Annotated in this window: 15 protein-coding genes, 1 tRNA gene and 1 pseudogene; 8 read left to right on the top strand and 9 right to left on the bottom strand. The window is 58.7% G+C overall.

The annotated features are described in order from the left end of the window. The first annotated feature begins 68 nt into the window (after window positions 1-68). Window positions 69-2171, top strand: coding sequence for a bifunctional serine/threonine-protein kinase/formylglycine-generating enzyme family protein (locus tag BGIM_RS57180; RefSeq protein ID WP_020469450.1), 2103 nt, complete (start codon window positions 69-71; stop codon window positions 2169-2171). A 36-nt stretch (window positions 2172-2207) separates the two neighbouring features. Here the strand turns inward: BGIM_RS57180 and BGIM_RS0108955 are convergent, their stop codons facing one another. Beyond that, a complete protein-coding gene (locus BGIM_RS0108955) occupies window positions 2208-3188 on the bottom strand; it encodes a hypothetical protein (protein WP_020469449.1) in 981 nt (326 codons plus the stop codon). Window positions 3189-3493: 305 nt separating this feature from the next. On the opposite strand from BGIM_RS0108955, the gene BGIM_RS0108950 reads away from it, so the two are divergent. Beyond that, window positions 3494-4255, top strand: a complete 762-nt coding sequence (locus tag BGIM_RS0108950) for a tetratricopeptide repeat protein (RefSeq protein WP_020469448.1) — start codon at window positions 3494-3496, stop codon at window positions 4253-4255. A 7-nt stretch (window positions 4256-4262) separates the two neighbouring features. On the opposite strand, the gene BGIM_RS57175 is transcribed toward BGIM_RS0108950, so the two are convergent. After that, a complete protein-coding gene (locus BGIM_RS57175; RefSeq protein WP_020469447.1) occupies window positions 4263-5579 on the bottom strand; it encodes a PP2C family protein-serine/threonine phosphatase in 1317 nt (438 codons plus the stop codon). A gap of 79 nt (window positions 5580-5658) precedes the next feature. Beyond that, the gene (locus tag BGIM_RS0108940; protein ID WP_020469446.1) at window positions 5659-6243 is read right to left on the bottom strand and encodes a fused DSP-PTPase phosphatase/NAD kinase-like protein; all 585 of its coding nucleotides are present in this window, start codon (window positions 6241-6243) and stop codon (window positions 5659-5661) included. Between the two features lie 184 nt (window positions 6244-6427). Here BGIM_RS0108940 and BGIM_RS0108935 point away from each other — a divergent pair, with 184 nt between their 5' ends. Continuing rightward, complete coding sequence (locus BGIM_RS0108935) at window positions 6428-7459, top strand: SMP-30/gluconolactonase/LRE family protein (RefSeq protein WP_020469445.1); 1032 nt, start codon at window positions 6428-6430, stop codon at window positions 7457-7459. 6 nt (window positions 7460-7465) lie between these two features. On the opposite strand, the gene BGIM_RS0108930 is transcribed toward BGIM_RS0108935, so the two are convergent. Together BGIM_RS0108930 and BGIM_RS0108925 are read right to left on the bottom strand one after the other, a co-directional pair. Continuing rightward, entirely contained in the window at window positions 7466-8434 is a 969-nt protein-coding gene (locus BGIM_RS0108930; RefSeq protein ID WP_020469444.1) for a P-loop NTPase family protein, read from the bottom strand. A gap of 24 nt (window positions 8435-8458) precedes the next feature. Next, on the bottom strand, window positions 8459-9562 hold the full coding sequence (locus tag BGIM_RS0108925) for an ExeA family protein (RefSeq protein ID WP_020469443.1): 1104 nt from the start codon (window positions 9560-9562) through the stop codon (window positions 8459-8461). A gap of 163 nt (window positions 9563-9725) precedes the next feature. Here BGIM_RS0108925 and BGIM_RS0108920 point away from each other — a divergent pair. Next, window positions 9726-9812, top strand: a tRNA-Ser gene (locus BGIM_RS0108920). 253 nt (window positions 9813-10065) lie between these two features. On the opposite strand, the pseudogene BGIM_RS68205 reads toward BGIM_RS0108920, so the two are convergent. Next, window positions 10066-10569 (bottom strand): annotated as a pseudogene (locus tag BGIM_RS68205) (tyrosine-type recombinase/integrase); the annotation flags it as partial. Between BGIM_RS68205 and BGIM_RS67020 the strand changes: the two are divergent. Next, window positions 10454-10714 (top strand): hypothetical protein, encoded by a 261-nt coding sequence (locus BGIM_RS67020; protein WP_029629865.1) that lies wholly within the window; start codon window positions 10454-10456, stop codon window positions 10712-10714. The pseudogene BGIM_RS68205 and the gene BGIM_RS67020 overlap by 116 nt on opposite strands. A 710-nt stretch (window positions 10715-11424) precedes the next feature. Here the strand turns inward: BGIM_RS67020 and BGIM_RS0108905 are convergent. The 3 genes from BGIM_RS0108905 to BGIM_RS0108890 form a co-directional block, all read right to left on the bottom strand. After that, entirely contained in the window at window positions 11425-13548 is a 2124-nt protein-coding gene (locus BGIM_RS0108905; protein ID WP_020469442.1) for a hypothetical protein, read from the bottom strand. Window positions 13549-14036: 488 nt separating this feature from the next. Continuing rightward, window positions 14037-14300, bottom strand: coding sequence for a helix-turn-helix transcriptional regulator (locus tag BGIM_RS49410; protein ID WP_020469440.1), 264 nt, complete (start codon window positions 14298-14300; stop codon window positions 14037-14039). Then, a complete protein-coding gene (locus BGIM_RS0108890) occupies window positions 14287-14526 on the bottom strand; it encodes a helix-turn-helix transcriptional regulator (RefSeq protein ID WP_020469439.1) in 240 nt (79 codons plus the stop codon). The genes BGIM_RS49410 and BGIM_RS0108890 overlap by 14 nt, the downstream gene beginning before the upstream one ends. A gap of 504 nt (window positions 14527-15030) precedes the next feature. Here BGIM_RS0108890 and BGIM_RS0108880 point away from each other — a divergent pair. The 3 genes from BGIM_RS0108880 to BGIM_RS49405 all read left to right on the top strand — a co-directional run bounded on the left by BGIM_RS0108880 (window position 15031) and on the right by BGIM_RS49405 (window position 16778). After that, the gene (locus BGIM_RS0108880) at window positions 15031-15423 is read left to right on the top strand and encodes a hypothetical protein (RefSeq protein WP_020469437.1); all 393 of its coding nucleotides are present in this window, start codon (window positions 15031-15033) and stop codon (window positions 15421-15423) included. Window positions 15424-15675: 252 nt separating this feature from the next. After that, complete coding sequence (locus BGIM_RS0108875; protein WP_020469436.1) at window positions 15676-16005, top strand: sigma-70 family RNA polymerase sigma factor; 330 nt, start codon at window positions 15676-15678, stop codon at window positions 16003-16005. Between the two features lie 197 nt (window positions 16006-16202). Continuing rightward, entirely contained in the window at window positions 16203-16778 is a 576-nt protein-coding gene (locus tag BGIM_RS49405; protein WP_020469434.1) for a terminase small subunit, read from the top strand. Window positions 16779-16845: the final 67 nt, after the last annotated feature.

The following is a 16845-nucleotide window of genomic DNA, read 5'->3' as shown; positions in this document are numbered from 1 at the left end:
CTGTGAACCCGGCTGGCATGTGGTAACATCCTTTTCAACACGATAATCAGTTTGGTCGGGGGCATGTCATGGCGATGCGAGTCGCGTTCGGCATCCTGAAAGCAGTCGGCAAGGCGGCATTGAATGTCGCCGGGGGCGGCTTCATGGGGGATGTTCTGGTTGGCGCTCTCCCGGCCATTGCTCAAAACGCTTGGGAAGGCTGGCGGGCCGACCGCAACGAGAAGCAACAGCATGAGGAAGTACAGGCCATCGTTCGCATGGCCGCCGCCGAGATCCGGGACGAGGTTCGCAAGGTGATTCAAGAAATCGCCCCGGATCGCCCTTTGGAAATTCAGCTTGAGTTGGAACAATACCTCACCCAAATCCCGATCTCGCTCCGACAATCGCTGAAAAGCCCGGCCGATCCGACCGGGCGAAACCCGCCTGCGGATTTTGTGATCGACGGCCCGGATGTGTTGCTTTCTGTGTTGCCATCCCGGTTGCCGAAGTTCAAGCCGGGGGACCGGCCGCTGGCGGGCATCGACTGGGAACTGGTGGAACTCCTTGGTTGCGGCGGATTCGGCGAAGTTTGGAAAGCAAAAAACCCGTTTTTCGACGGTGTTCCCCCGGTGGCCCTGAAGTTTTGCATCGACCCATCTTCCAAGGATCGTCTGCTGCGCCATGAGGCGGCCGTGTTGAACCAAGTGATGCGAAACGGCAAGCACGCTGGTATTGTCACCTTGTTGCACACGTATCTCTCGGCCGACCCGCCATGCCTTGAATACGAGTACGTAGAAGGGGGCGACCTCACCACGATCATCTCTCATTGGACGCGCTCACCGGGTTCCAAAGATCGGACGAGCCGCGCCACTCGGTTGGTATTGGAGTTGGCGAAGACAGTCGGCTTCGCCCATCGTCTTTCTCCGCCGGTGGTGCATCGGGATTTGAAGCCCGCCAACATCCTTGTCAACCGGGCGGCCGATGGCGCCGAGCAACTGAGAATCGCGGACTTCGGCATCGGCGGTCTGGCCGCCGGGAACATGATAGCCAAATCACGGGCAGGCACCTCCACCGGAGATTTTCTGGTCACGGCCATGCGCGGCTCGCACACGCCGCTTTATGCTTCGCCGCAGCAGATGCGCGGCTCGGCCCCGGACCCTCGGGATGATGTCCACGCCCTTGGGGTGATCTGGTATCAGATGCTCGCCTGCAACATCACGGCCGGTCGCCCGAGCGGCACCCGCTGGACGAATCGGATGGTCGATTTGGGGCTTTCTCGTGACCTCATTGATCTTCTTGGTTCATGTCTGGAGGAAGATCCAAACGACCGGCCCGCCGATGCGGCTGAGTTGGCTGATCGGCTTGAAAAGCTGTTGGAAGAACCCAAGCCGGTTCCCATCCTCAAGTCGGCTCCGAAGGTCGAGGTAGTGAAAGTTCTTTCGGAACGGCTGTCGAACACGGTCGGCATGTCGTTCACGCTCATCCCCGTCGGCAAATTTTTGATGGGATCGCCGGATGACGAAGACACCCGAACGGACGACGAGGGGCCGCGTCATCGGGTGACGATTACCAAACCCTTTCACTTTGGCATCTATCCGGTCACACAAGCCGAATACGAGCGAGTGATGGGCGAGAACCCGTCAGCTTTTGGCAAGCGTCAGGGAGGCGGGCCGAGCCATCCGGTCGAACAGGTGAGTTGGGAGGACGCGATGGAGTTTTGCCGTCGGCTTTCGGCGCTGCCGCGGGAAGTCGCCGCCGGACGGCAATATCGCCTGCCGACGGAGGCAGAATGGGAATACGCCTGTCGGGCGGGAACCTTGTCAGCCTTTTCATATGGCGACCGGCTATCTTTCACGATGGCCCATTTCGATGGTCGTCGGCCGTATGGCGGTTGCCGCCCCGGAACAACGGTGGAACTCACCGCCAAAGTGGGCCAATTTGAAGCCAACCCGTGGGGGTTGTTCGACATGCACGGCAATGTCTGGGAATGGTGTTCGGATTGGTACGGAGAGACAAGCTATCCGAACCGTGATTCGGAGGACCCGACCGGGCCGTCCAAAGGTGAGCAAAAAGCACTGCGGGGCGGTTCTTGGAACAACAGCGGACACTTGTGCCGAAGTGCGAAGCGGAACAAATATCGCTCGCAATTCAAAAGTGAAACGATCGGCTTTCGCGTAATTTGCGAGATTTGAGCATCCGGCGGGCTGAGTCTTCCGGCGTTCGTCGGCTTAGTCCACCGGTTTCAGAGCCACCACATGATAGCGTGGCGCGGTATTGCGGTTCTTTTCCAACACTTCTCCCTCCACTCGAACCAATTGGCCATTCACCATGTGTTCGAGCAGGATATCAGCCCCGCTTAGCGTGAGGCTGCCGCCGTATTGGTCATCCGAATCAAGACCCGCATAACGAATGCGCCAAGACTTCTTTGCCTCAGAGAGGCATAATTCCCCCACCACCCATTCGTAACCATCCGCATGCCCATATTTGGGATTGCCGGCAAACGAAGGGATCTTCCCTTTCGTGTAGTCCTTGCTTTCTTTCAATGTGACAGGTTCTGCGACCACAACCGGCGTCGGGGCGACTGCCGGAACAATCACATCGGCATTCTTCGTCACTCCAGAATTCAGCTTTGGGGCGATCACCGGAGCAATCACGTCGGTATTCTTCGTCGAAGTGGCGACAGCGGGCGGGGCTTTGACCTCGGCCTTTTTGGGCGCACTGTCGTTCAACAGAGGCACCTTGATCTCGGTGGCTGACACCGTTTTGATGTCAAAAAGCGGGGCCTTGCTGTCTTCAATCTTTCCCAGCGGGTTCGGTCCCAACGCTGATGGCTTGGGCACTGGTGTCGCGGGAACAATGATATTCTCTGCCGGAAGAGGTTTTGACATTACCTTCTCCGGAAGAACCGCCGGTTTGGCTGTCGGCGTGAACGTTTGTCCGATTGGGGTGGAAGGAAGAACCAGCGGCTTGGTCGTCGGCGATGCCGTGATCTCCGGCTTGGTCGTCGTCTTCGACGGCGAAGTGTTTTTGGGATCGTTCTCGTCCACGGCGACAAAGACGCCCGGTTTTCCGCTCGGGTCTTCACGAAGCGTCATGACTCCGACGGGCGGGGTGACGGGGTGATATTCTGCGTCAGAATGTCGGCATCCCGCCAGGCCGCAGATGGTCAGCATACATCCGATGCCGGTGATTGTTGACGATGTTCGCATGTCCCCTCGACCATCCTTTCCCGCGCCGGTGACTCATCCGGCCGGATCGACAAATCTATTTGCTGCAAGTCTCACCCTCTCCCCATCGGCTGGAAGATGGGTGGATCGCGTGAAAAATCGGCAAGACCGGCATATTGGCAAGCAAGGCGGTTCGGGATGTGCCGGTTGTTCAAACTGGATGGAATGGGAGGGTAGAATGGCATTCTCGGAATTTTCCTCTTGCGTATGGGATTGGCCCGGTTATAAGTGTGTGCCGGGCATGATGCCCGACAATCTGGCGTGTGGAACCGCAAGGAGGCGGCAACATGAGCAACATCCTGTCTTTTCAACATCGGACACTGGCACGAGGCCGACACATGCTTGATCTGGGCAGACCCCGCGATGCGAGGACCATTCTCGAACACCTCGCATCAATGCCGGAATTGGACAATGTTCTGCGGTTGGAAACATTGCGGACACTGAACCAAATCGAATTCCACGCAGGGCGGTATCGTCGGGCTCGCAATTATCTGCGCCAAGCCATTGAACTGGCCCCGAGCGATCCGACTCTCTATGAACAATTTGCCCTGAACATTGAAGCCGACGGAACCTCCAAACTAGCTGTCGGATTGAAGGCAATTCGCCGGGCCGTGAAAAAAGACCCCCGCGAACCCCGGTTCGGGGCGATCCTCGGCCGGCTGGCCCTGGCATTGGGCAAGCGCAAACTCGCTCGGAGGACTTTTCGCCGAGTTGCTCGGCTGAATCCGATCTCTGTGCCGGTTCTGGAAACCTTGGTGACGGGGTTCATGCAACTGGAATTGCCGCACGAAGCCACGAAATTGTTGATGATTGCCCGTTCGGAAACGGAGAACAGCGCGGCCCTGAAATCACTTTGGGATCGATTGCGTTTTGAACTGGTTCGAGCCAACCAAGAGGCCAATGCCCCGGAACCCGCTGTTTTGGCGTTCCCGGCTGGTCACATCCCCTCGATGTCTCATCGAAACATGGGCGAGGGCATCGTGCGGGTGGATCGCGGTTCCGTGGCCGGTTTTCCGCACATCCTTCGTCGCATCAATTTGAATCGCTAAAAAACGGTCACCAACGCGGCTTGAAGGATTCGTCCTTCGGCCGCTGGGCCAACACACCGGCCGCGATCTTTCCAAGCCCCCGACATGCACAACGGTAGGCCGCGATAAAATCACCTTCTGATCCCGCCTTGGCGGACATATCCAGTTGAGCTTTGAAATTGGCCCAATCCACTCGTACCCCTTTGGCCTCGGCGTGTTCCTTCAACTGCTTCGCGAGGTTCTGGGTGCGTTCGACCACTCCGGCATCGATGCGGATCGGATACTGCCGATAGACGCTTGCCCGAGTCGGTTGTTCCTCGACTGTCGGCGGCTGGTTTTGTTCCCGTTGGTTGTTGACGAACAGCCCGATCATCCCGCCAATGATCGAAAGAGCCGCCCCCGCAAACAATGGATAGCCGATGCTTTGCATTCCGTTCAACATGCAAACGATGAATCCCACCGCCAGCACAACGCCAAGCGACAGAACGGTGATGGGCCAAGGGACGAGGCGATTGTACTTGGCAATCAGGGAGGCAATGCCTCTGAAGACAGTGGGACCGCTGACCGATTGATTGACCATCGAGTCTTTGGTGGAACTAACGCGGACGATAATCACAGTGATGTTGTCTGGACCGCCGCGAAGATTGGCCAAGTCGATTAAGAATTTCGCGGCTTCCTCAATGGGCATCACTCCGATCACCGCCCCGATTTCCTCCGGCTGGACCAGATTGCTTAATCCATCGCTGCAAAGAACAAACGAGTCTCCTTCGATCAAAGGGTATGGCCCTTCAACATCGACTTGGACCAACGGGTCCGGTCCGAGGGAGCGGACGATCACGTTTTTCTTGATGTCCCCCAGTTCTTCGGGCGGGATTCCCAGCCGTTTGGCCATTTCCCAAGCGTAACTGTGATCGTAAGTGAGTTGTTGAATTTGGTTGTCGCGGATGCGGTAGGCCCGGCTGTCCCCCACATGACCGATCCAAGCGCCTTCCTCGCGCACCACCAACCCCGTGGCGGTTGTCCCCAACCCCTTGAACTCCGGGTTGGATGTTCCGATGGCGTGAATCCCGGCGTTTGCCTCTTGAAACGCCCGGCGCAACGCGGCCACCGGACCGTCCTGAACGTGCTTCACAAAGGTAAGGGGAATTTCCTGAACCGCCTTCGCGGCGGCCTTTTCACCAACAGCGTGTCCGCCCATCCCATCGGCCACGATGTATAGGTGGCCGACTTTTTCCCAATGGGCACGATCAGATGCTTTTTGAACGAAGAAGGCGTCCTGATTATGGCTCCGCTTGGAACCAACATCGGATAGCCCCGCATGTTCAATCGTTGTGAAGAAGGGCATTAAACCTCTCCTTCGTGGGTGACACGATGACATTCCATGACTGATTAGCATCCGGTGACTGGGGGGGGCAGTCAAGGATTTACTTCGCTTTTCCTTTCCAACTGGGAACATAATGCTCCATGTATCCCAGAATACTCTCTTCCTTGTCCAAATTCACGTATCCGTTTGATCGCAACTCATCGATCGCCTCTGTGTTTGACCAACATTGGCACTCCATCCGATAGATGGAGCAAAAAGCACCGGTGCGATGAACCCCACGAAAACAATGCGCCAGCACAGGGTAATTGGCCGGGTCTTTCATCACTTCCAGAAATTCGTCCACCGCCTTCTGAACGGGAATCGGCCCTCCGTCGAGTGATGCCCAGACATCCGGCTGGATGCGGACGTACTTGATGCCCAGTTTGGCGCAAAACTCCTCTTCCCAGAGATCAGGAGCCACTCCCCCCGGTTCCGGATACCGAAAACTCACCACCGTTTTAATCTGATAATCGTGGATTACACGGGTCAGCGCATCCGGACTGAGTTGAGCGCTCCGGTAAAGGACGCCATCCTCAACCACGCGAAAATTCCGCAAGTACGTGTAACGAGCGACTGCGTAGCGAGCCGGAACCACCACCAAGGCCACCGTCAACAGTAATGCCAACAAGATTCGCGCGTGACGCATCCGCCTGTCTCCCACAACACTTCTCCCACCGACTTTAGCCGTTTCGATGGACCGCGTGAAGGGGAGTTCACTGTTGGCGGGTGATTGTCCCTTTAAAACTTCGGCCGCTTTTTTCTTGAGCGGCGGGAATGGTCGGGTACGATAATGCCGCTTTCACATGTCACACGCAAGGAGTTTGGGTCTTATGCGGAAATATCTCTCCCGCCTGATGCTTGCCATCGGGTTCGGCTCGGCCGTCGTATTCGGCACCCTGCCGACAACCGCCAAGGAAACTGGCAAACCGGCCACGTTGGGAACCATCGAACGGATTGATCCGAGTTTCGATGATCTCGTCGAAAAAGACCGGACCATCGAAGTGCTGGTTGAAAACAAATTCGACTGGTCCGAAGGCCCGGTGTGGGACAAGGCTCACGAGCGGGTACTGTTTTCGGACATACCCAAAAACATGGTCTGGGAATACTCGAAGACCGGCGGCCTGAAGGAATTCATCAAACCGAGTGGTTACACTGGCAAATCACCCTTCACCGGAAAAGAGCCCGGTTCAAACGGTCTGGCGTTCAACAAGGCCGGCGAATTGCTGTTGTGCATGCATGGCGACCGCCGCGTGGCCAAGTGGAAGGATGGCAAATTTGAAACACTCGTCGACAAGTTCGAGGGGAAGCGGCTCAACAGCCCCAATGATCTCGCCATCAAGTCAGACGGATCGATTTACTTCACGGACCCGCCGTATGGCCTGCCGTTGATCCATGAAGATCCCGCCAAGGAACTCGATTTCCAAGGCGTTTATCGCCTGAACACCAAGGGGGAACTGACCCTGCTCACCAAGCAAATGACCCGGCCGAACGGCATCGCCTTTTCGCCGGATGAAAAGACCCTGTATGTGGCCAACTCCGACCCGAAACTGGCCAACTGGATGGCCTTCCCGGTGAAGGAAGATGGCACGCTTGGCGAAGGAAAGGTTTTCTTTGACTCCACGAAGGCTGTCACGGAAGGCAAGAAAGGTTTGCCGGACGGTTTGAAGACAGACACGAAGGGCAATATCTGGGCAACAGGCCCCGGCGGCGTATATGTGTTCTCCCCCGAGGGAAAGCATCTTGGCACGCTGGCTACGGGCGTTCCCACGGCCAATTGCGGTTGGGGTGACGACGGCTCCACGTTGTACATCACCGCCGACAAGAGCCTGGTCCGCGTCCGCACGAAGGCCAAGGGCTGGTAATCGGGCTTATTCGCGGGTGGTGACGCAGCCACGCAGTTTGCCGCCTGCGTCCAAGATTCCCTGATGGGCGAATTCCGTCTGCGGGGAATCCCATTCTTCCGGACGGGTGATCAGATAAACCCCGTCGCTCGATTGCATCCATTCCTTCATCGGGAATGTGCCCCACGCCGGAGCTTCCACGATGATCCAATCAAATCTGGCCCGCAATTGATCGATCACCCCGCCAAGACGGGATGATTCGTCCATGCCGATTTCCACTTTGCCGGCGGGCATCAGAAACACGCCGTCGATGGTCGTGCGATTGACGGCGAGCGTCAGCGGTGTCGTCCGGGCCAGCACTTCGCGCAAGCCCGGTTGATTCGGCAGTCCGAGCGCCGTTGATGTCGAATTCGATCCGCGAACCAGTTCCACAATCAGAATCCGGCCCTCGCCGTCCGTGCTTCGCGTGATTGCCAGATTGATAAGCGTGGTGGCTGTGATCGTTCCGGGCACGCTCGGCGTAAAGCAAAGCACCGGACAACCCCCTTCGGGAAGTTGCCGAAGGATGCCGTCAACCAAGCCGCGATATTGGCGGCTCACCGGATGATTGGGCTGATGATACGTGACAAATTTAGCCGGAAGATCCTGCGGCGACACCGGGGCGATATGAACTTCGCGGAGCAACTGAAAGCCGACTTGATGCGTTGTAAACTCCGGGATTTCCCGCGGGCTGAGCAATCGCGGCCCGGTCGGCTGGGTGGCTTGGCCTGCTGTCGGCGTGTTCTTGTCGCCAACTTCGACAAAAGGAATGGAATTATCATCCGAGGGAAGGTCTTCCTCGGTCATCGGAACAAGATTGACGGGTGAAGTTTCCTCCGTCTCTTGAATGGTGAGCGGTTCGGGGTCGGTTCCCGGAAAGGGAATCGACCGCAGGCTTTCCGCACCGGAGGCCTTCCGCAACCGATTGCCCGAAAGCACTTCGTAGGTTCGTCCCATCGACCTCACCTTTGATAACCCGAATCATCCAACACGATCAGACGGACTGGCCCAAGGCAAACTGCCCGCATCCAGACGGTTCGTCCCGCTATGTTTCGCCCCGTCGGCGTCCCCGTCATCGCCACCATATACAAACGTCGGCGGGCCGTTTTCAATCGGCAAGATCATCGGCGGGAATGGAATCGTTGATCGCGAGTGCGAGTCTGATCGCAGTTCCAGCTTCTGTTTCATCGGCTCGACCGAAATAATCTCGGCCATCGGCACGCTCACCAACTCGGCCCTGTCATCCTCCGGAGGCATTGGCCCGTTATCGCTCAGCGGATCCAATCCCAACCGGGTGATCGCTTCGACGGCGGCTTCGCTGTCGGCATAATCCAGTCCGTTCTCGGCCGCCAGATTAAATGCCAAGTGGGCCGCCTGGTTCAGCACCCGCGGAACACCGTTGGCTGCATGAGTGAGGATGTCCAGCACATCCTCGCCAAAGAGCCGGTCCGGTTTGCCGCCGGCCACACGGACCTGATGCAACAGGTAATCGGCCGATTCCTCCAACGAAAGCGGCTCCAACTTCAGCCGGATGGACAACCGCTGCCGAAAGGAAGCCATTCCCGCCCGGTCCAGACATTTTTCAAAGTCCGGCATGGCAAACAGCAACACCTGAACGGCCCGGCCGTCTTTCCCCTCCAGATTGCTCAGAAGCCGCAACTCCTCCAGCAGTTCCGGCGGCAGGTGCTGGGCTTCGTCCAGCACAATCAGCGTCTTGCCGCCTTCTGCGAAGAATTCCAGACACGATTCGGTCACGGCGATCCGAGCATCCTGTTCTCCGAGACCGAGGTAGGGCAGGCCGAGATCATAGAGGACGGCATGGAGCAAATCGACGCGTTCCGCAAAATGCGAATTCGTCAGAAGCACCGGCCGTATTTCTTCCTCAAATGTTTCGAGCAATCTTCGGGCAATAATGGTCTTCCCGACGCCAGCCTCGGCGGTGAGGAGAATCAACCCTTCCTCGTCGTCGATGGCGTGCCGGAGTTGTTCTAACACCCGTTCATGCCCGGTGGCCGGGTAATAGGCATCGGTGTCCGGTGTCGGTCGGAATGGCCGCCGTCTTAGCCCGAACTGGCTGTCGTACATGGCGCGGCCTCGTCCCTGCGGTCGCGAGAACAAATCAAACGATCCCCCACACACTCGTATCGTCCGCCGACGAGGGCAGACTTGAACCCTGTGATTAAAACCGTGGCAAAAAATGAACCCGGATGGGCGGTGAGTGGTCAGGGAAGTAGAATAATTTCGACTTGGAGGGATGGCAGAGCGGTTTATTGCACCGGTCTTGAAAACCGGAGACGGGCTTGCCCGTCCGTGGGTTCGAATCCCTCTCCCTCCGCTACATATGGCTCCGTATCGCTTCTAAACGCCGGATTTACCGGCGTTTGCGTCTCTTGGTGCATTTTCTTCATTTCCAGCAATCTACTGTACACAACTTCACCTGGCTCCGTCCCGGTGCGGGGTTCGTCGGCAACCATCCGGCAACCAAGGCTCCCGTTCCACACCCGGCCGACCGCATCCCTTTTTTCCGTGTCGGCAGTATGGGTGTATCTCATGGATAATTCCGGAGTCGAATGTCGCGCCAGTTCCATCAGAGTCTTCAGTGAAATCCCGGAGCGGGCCAGCAAGGTGATGTAGGTGTGGCGCAGGGCGTGGAAGTCGATCACCAATCCCTTGGCATCCGTAGGCATTAAAAACCCGGACGCTTCCCGATTTGCCTTCTCTTCCAGCGTTGCCGATTCCGCGATCCATGCCTCCCTTGCCTCGATGGCATCCTTCTTCAGCATCTTGCCCCCGCGTTTGTGGACAGCCCACAAGCCGGGCCAGAGCAGGGTATCCGGCGGGAGGGTTCGCACCCATGCCTCCAATGGCACGGCAAGTGCCGATGGGATGGGTTGCCCGGCGTCCTTGTCGTTTTTCGTGACATCCCCCCCGACGTTTACTGTCGGTTGATCCCCCCAAGTGAAGTTAAGCGGCCTGATGCTGGCGAGTTCCGATGCCCTTAAACCCGTGGCGGCGGCCACCAAATACAACCAGCCTCGTTGCACCCCGGAAAGTTTTTCCCGTTTGCGGCCGGAACGGGTGGCGGCCAGCAACGTGAGCAACTCCTCGGAGGTGAGTTCCCGTCTCGGCCGGACTTGCCGGATCGTCGTGACTGTGTCGAGTTTCTCGAACGGGTTCTTTTTGGTTCGGTTGTTGTCCGCGAGCCACTTTCCGAACTGGCGAAGCGCGGCCACATAATGGGCGTGAGTCTGGTCGCTCAAACCCTTGGCCTCCCGCAGGAGTTGGATCGTCTCCCGCAACACAACCATGTCCACGTCCGACGGAACCTTCCATTCGGAGGCATCGAATACGATCTTGCAGCGGCCGGCCCGCAGTTCGGCGTGATCCCTGGAGGCCCCGCCGTTGATGGTGTCGGCCTCCCATTCTGCAAGCATCGACTGAAGCGTCTTCCCATTGTGCTTTCGCCTGTCGTCCGCAATGTCCAGCCGACCCTCGGCGGCCTCGACTTGCAACCGCTTCAGCATCTCGCAGGATGCCCGATAATGAGCGCACAGGGGAAAGGTCTTCTCCTGTCCGTTGATCGTGAGACACCCGTAATACTTTTCGGATTCAGTCCGGACCGGTTTGGAACCCGGCGTGCCCGCCTTGCAACGGGTTCCGTCAGGCAACAGATGACGGACGATGATCTTTTTTCTGGGCTTGGACATGAGTTCACCTTTCGAGTCTGGTAATCAAGCATATCTCACATCGAAGTTTGGCGGCAGTGGGTCAACCTTTGAATGGTTCGGTTTTCCTCGGGCAATGGTGACAGTTCCCGTCCGTGACCGTCCCTCATTCCCGAGGGACATAAAACCAACGGCCCTTCCGACGGCCAAACCTTTTGCCAAATGTCAGGTTTTCTTAGGTTTCGCGTGAGTGTCCGGCGCCGGACACTCACGGGCGTCGCTTCAGCGTAGAGCGTCTAATTGATCCGGCGAGTAACCAGTGATTCGGATCACCGGCCCGTCATCCTCTTCAGGCTCGTCCGGGTCAGTTTCTTCCCGTGCAATTCCGCTCCCGGCTTCCAACGGGCTGGCATCATCGCCGGCGGGAAGTGAGGCGGCTGGCGAAGGTTCGGACAGAGTGCCGGGGGTGCCGGGACTGCCGGGGGTGTTTCTACTCGTTTCCGTGTCCAGTTTAATTTCGTTCCGGGATGCAATGAAAACACCCCCGGCAGATTTCAAACCGGCATCAGTCTCCACAGTCTCCACAGTTTCCACAGTTTCCACAGTTTCCACACTCTCATCCATGTGTCCGTTGTGGCGAGATGCAAGGGGAGGTGGTTGCAAGGAAGGCTCCGGATCATCGCCCGTGGGTGTCCGGCGCCGGACACCCGGAGCATCCGTGCGGGGGATGCGGGGAATGCGGGGGGTGTTTACAGTCGTTTTCCGGTTCGATTTATTTTCATCCGCGCAGGGGTTAAAAGTATCCCCCGCATTCCCCGCATCCCCCGCACGGACCACAGCCCATGTGCTGATTCCGTTCCGGTCCAAGGCCGTCTGACGGAGACCTCGGGCACCGGTGAAGACGCGACCGCGATTCTTTCGGAACAAGAGTCCGAGGTTGTGGGATCGCCTGTCAGCCTCGCCGTCGCCTGGCTTCTCGCCCGCCAGCGTCCGAAGAATCGCCGGCAGGTCGTCCGTCTGTTCCATCGCGTCGATCCGGGCAACCACTTCGCGGCAACTGATTCCTTTGTTGCGAGGGTCAATCTCAGGCCATCGTTCCAACAGACCGGACAGCGATTGAAGACGATCATCCCCCTGCGTCTCCCGCATCTCTGTCCGGCCGTCATACGGATCGGGCAGGCCGCACCACACGATGGCGGAACGGACCACGGCGGACCACTCCTCATAACTGCCCCAAGGGACAAGCCGCATGTCCGGACGACCGGCCGCGTGATACCCCTGAAGGATCGTCAGGGCCGCCGACAACAGGCGGGGGCGGTTGTCCAAGGCCCATTGGCGCAGGTTGTCTTCCCGGAGATCCGTCCGGTTTTCAGGATGCTCGTGAGGGGATTCCAGCCGGACATGGCACACCCGCCGCATCGTGTCGCCCCGAATACCGACGTTGTTTCCGGTGGCGAACCAAGTGGTCAGGTTGGGCAGCCGGACATCCCGGTTAGTTCCAAGTAACCGGTCCGACCATTCGGCCGTGGAGAGCAGGTTGTTCAACTCGCAGCCGCCGAGCCGGTCGCCAATGTCGTCGAACAACACCATCGGGCTTCCCCGAAAAAGAAGCGTTGTGACCAGCTTGCGGAACTCCGCCCCGTTGTCTGGCATGGCGTTCGTCGGCTGGCGTCGCCCGCGGCAAATGATCGAGATCAGATCGACCAGGAGGCCCTTGCCCGATCCGGGGGAGTTGGCGTCCATGAGGAAGATCGGGGTAGGCCCGTGAAAGGCGAACCGGGCCAGCGGCGTCAGCAACGCCGCCAGCCAGGCGGACGCATGGCAGGGACGGGCAAACGGAAAGTCCGCCGTCATGTCCAGCAACACCCCCGCCGCCCGCCGCGCCTCTTCCTTCGAGGGGTTGCGGGGAACGACGGGCCGCGCCGGATGCGTCGGGCAGAGGTACAATCCGGTTCCCGCGTGGTAACCCGGCTCCGCCAGAATCTCGCCGTCGGCAAGCCATGCCGGCGACTCCACCAGTTGGGTGATCTCCCGGAGTCCCGGCCACGTTCCCCGGTCAAGGATGGCCCGGACGGAGGCTTGCGGCGGGGGCACGCTGCGAAGCTTGCCGTTCTTCCCCTTCCGCAGCCACCTGATTCCAAGGGTCAGACGTTCCCGCAAAGTCGCCTCGGACACTTCAAGAATGACCGGCGACGCCATCCCCGCTGTTTTTGTTTCCTCGGGGTGAATCACGCGGACAAGATGGCCGCTCCGGACATACAAGTCCGGATCAAGGGCCTTCGCGGCAATGGCCTCGTCATTCATCCGATGTTCGTCGTTGTCGATGATGATGCGGGCCGGCGCGCATACCCTCGGGACGGCCGGTGTGCGGACACGCGACCCGGTGCGGTCGGAAAGATTACTCACGAGATTGTCCCCCTTCGATTCGGAGATTTGCGGACGAAGGGGAATTCGGCGACGTTATTTTCGTCCTGCCTAACCAATTCGAGGGAAACGCCGTTCCCCGGCCGGGGGACTGTCCTATGGTGTTCATGTCCAACCTTTCGACATGTTGTTGTTGAGGCCGATCCCGCTTGCCACGGGGTCGGCCTTTTTTGTTTCCTCTCCGATGTCCGGGTCGACGCATCCCCGGACACGCCCGCCCCTGACATCAGGCGGGCTTTGATGCGTCGGCCATCTGTCCGGCCCGGACAGTTCGACGGGCTTTTTTTGAAAAACTTGGTGAAATGCATCTTCGGTCAAAAACACCCGCCTATGGTGTTTCCGTCAACCCTTGCCAAATGGGGTGTCGACGGGCCGGCCTGTTTCTGTCACAGGCCGGCCTTTTTTGTCTCCACGTTTCCGTCCGGCGGAACGGGCGACGGTTTCGATTTGCCGTCTCCCCGCATTCCAACTCACCTCACCGGCCTGAGCTTCTCGGCCCAAGCCTCAATATCCTTCACGCGCCACATGCTCCGGCCGCCCACGGACACCGGGGCGGGAATCTCTCCGAGCGGAACTCGCTTGTAGACGGTCGATTCGGAGATTCCCCCGAGCAACCGGCACAACTCCTCGATGGGAACCAACAACGGCTTGAGGACCGGCCGTTCCACGGCGGCCGCGATGCGTTCCAGAATGCTCGTGATGGCGTCCGGGCCGGACAAGTCATTCGCCGTCATGGCCGGACTTCCCGTTGCAGTCGGGTTTGCCGGGGCATCCGTCCGCGATCCATGCGTTGATCTTTTCACGGTCGTACCGGGTTCGGCGAATGCTGAGCCTCAGAACGCCGGGCAGCCGTCCGACTTTCGTCCAGCGGTCAATGGTCTTGCGGGAGACCTTGAAAAGGGCGGCGAGTTCGTCCGCGTCATACACCTTGGACGATTCTTTCGGGGGAGCGGCGGTCATGATTTCTCCAAGTCGGGACAATGACGGTCAGCACTGATGACAACCGACAGTAGGCGGGAGACGACGGACGCCAAAAGCCATTCAAGCAACCCGTGAGTGTCCGGCGCCGGACACTCACGGGTTCCGTGCAGGAGATGCAGGGGATGCAGGGGATGCTTTTCATTCAACGCGGAAGCGAAATGAGAGAGGCGGGGTCGGAAGAAAACATCACCCGCATCCCCCGCGTCCCCCGCATGGCGGGTATTTCTCTGTTGAGGCGAGAGTGTCCGGCGCCGGACACTCTCGCCGTTGGACGCCTGCGGCCGACGGGGTTGAAGAAAAATATTTTGGCAGGTGATAAATTCCGACGTTAAGCTTAACGACAGCACCCTCATTGTCTTCCCGGCGAACCACAAACCGGTTTTCGCCGGGCTTGTCTGTCTCCACTCTTTTTTAAACGGCCTGGCCCCTCCATTCCCTCGGACGGGAGCCTGAAGAACCTGCGTTTCACACAAGTGTGATTCCATGTCCGACAATCTGAAGTCCGTGAACGAACAAATCATGCAGCTTTATGCCCGTGATCCGGCGGCCCGGAAATGGACCGCCAATCACATGGCCCATGTGATTGGCTCCAGTCGCGACATTGTCAAGCGGTCGGCGGTCTGGCTGTCACGCCGGGGTGATGACAACATCATCCTCACGTATGGAGACATGATCATCCTGCGGACTCTGTTCCGCGCCCCCGATTCCCTTTCCTTGAAAGAACTGGCCGATCAGTCTCGCCAGCCTCGGAATTATGTTTCGGACCGGCTGGACATGTTGCGGGATCTCAACCTGGCCGGTTTCGACGGCGAGCGGTGGACAATCACCGAACGCGGCCGGGAAGGCTTGCAGGGACGCCGGGTCAGGTTTCGTTAGTTTGATGGCAAAACCCGGTCGCGTACCCCGTGGGTGTCCGGCGCCGGACACCCACGCTTCAATCAACCCTCCGACGCTCGGACAACTTCTCTGTCCGGCCCCGGACACCGGGTTGTTTGAATGTCACAGTATCCAACCCCCCGATCCGGCCGGTTCTTTTTCCCTCGGGCATGTCATCTAACATCGTGTTGGATATCCCTCTCGGGTAACATGGACATTTGTATATGTCACCCTGTCATTCCCCCGGATGTCATGAATCAGAACCACACCCAAAGCCAAGAAGCCGCGCGGCGGCTGTTCCTTGAAAACATGCGGCTGGCCTTTCGGATCGCCGGCGACTTTCTCCAGCGCGGCTACGACCTCGACGACTTGAAACAAGAGGCCCTCATCGCCCTGTGGGACGCGGCCCGATGGTTCAAGCCGGACATTCGGCCCTTCAACATCTGGGCGGGCTTGTGCATCCGCAAACGGCTTCGGCGTCACATGCAACGCCGGGTTCAGAAGCCATTGATTCAGGGACATCCGGGGAGGCTGGCCTCCATTCCGGCCCCGCGCGTCTGCCGGGGCCTTATGGTCGGTTGAGTGTCCGGCGCCGGACACCCGAGGAATTCCGAACCATGAGTTACCACGCCGCTCAATTTCCGGGATGGAATCCCGCCGAATGGAAGATTCCGCCTGGGTCATCGGGCGGAAGGCTGTGCGGGACTTGGTTTGCGAATGCGACGCCATCGAGTTGATTTTGCACGGGTGTCCGGCGCCGGACACCCAAGGGGTGAGCCGTGAGTCAGAATCCGAACACGCTTTCGTTTGAGGCCGAACAGATCCTTTGCAAGCTGCCCCCAAAACAGCGGCGGTTTGTCGAGGAGTATCTGAGGGATTGCAACGGGGCGGCCGCCTATGGCCGGGCCGGATACAAGGCCCGCACGCCGGACGTGGCCGCCAAGGGGGCGCATGACCTGCTCCAGAAACCGGAAATCTCGCGTGCGCTCGAGTTGTTAAGGCAGGCCCGGTCGGCTCGTTCACAGATTTATGCGGACCGGGTCTTGGAGGAACTGGCCCGAATCGCCTTCGCGGATATTGCCGAGGTGATTTCCTTCGAGAACGGCAGGCCGGTGATTCGCCCGCTCGGGGAGATGAGCGAGGACGCGCGGAGAACCATCGCCAGCATTGAGATTCGTCAGGCCGGGGAGTTTGCCGAGGTAGTCAAGATCCGCTTCCACGACAAGAACGCCGCCCTGTTCAAGTTGATGGACCACCTCGGACTGACCAAGCCCAAGAATGAGGGAGATGATTCCCCATTGCTCGCGTTGCTCATCGACCAGATCGGGAAGGTTCAGGCAAAGGCGGTCGCCTGATCGGGTCAAAACAGCATTGGAACAAACCTTGGATGTCCGGCACCGGACACCCAAGTTGATAATCGCA

The sequence above is a fragment of the Zavarzinella formosa DSM 19928 genome, assembly GCF_000255705.1.
In the GTDB taxonomy this organism is placed as follows: domain Bacteria; phylum Planctomycetota; class Planctomycetia; order Gemmatales; family Gemmataceae; genus Zavarzinella; species Zavarzinella formosa.
Note: the sequence above shows the minus strand (reverse complement) of the source record. Positions and strands in the feature narration are given on the sequence as shown.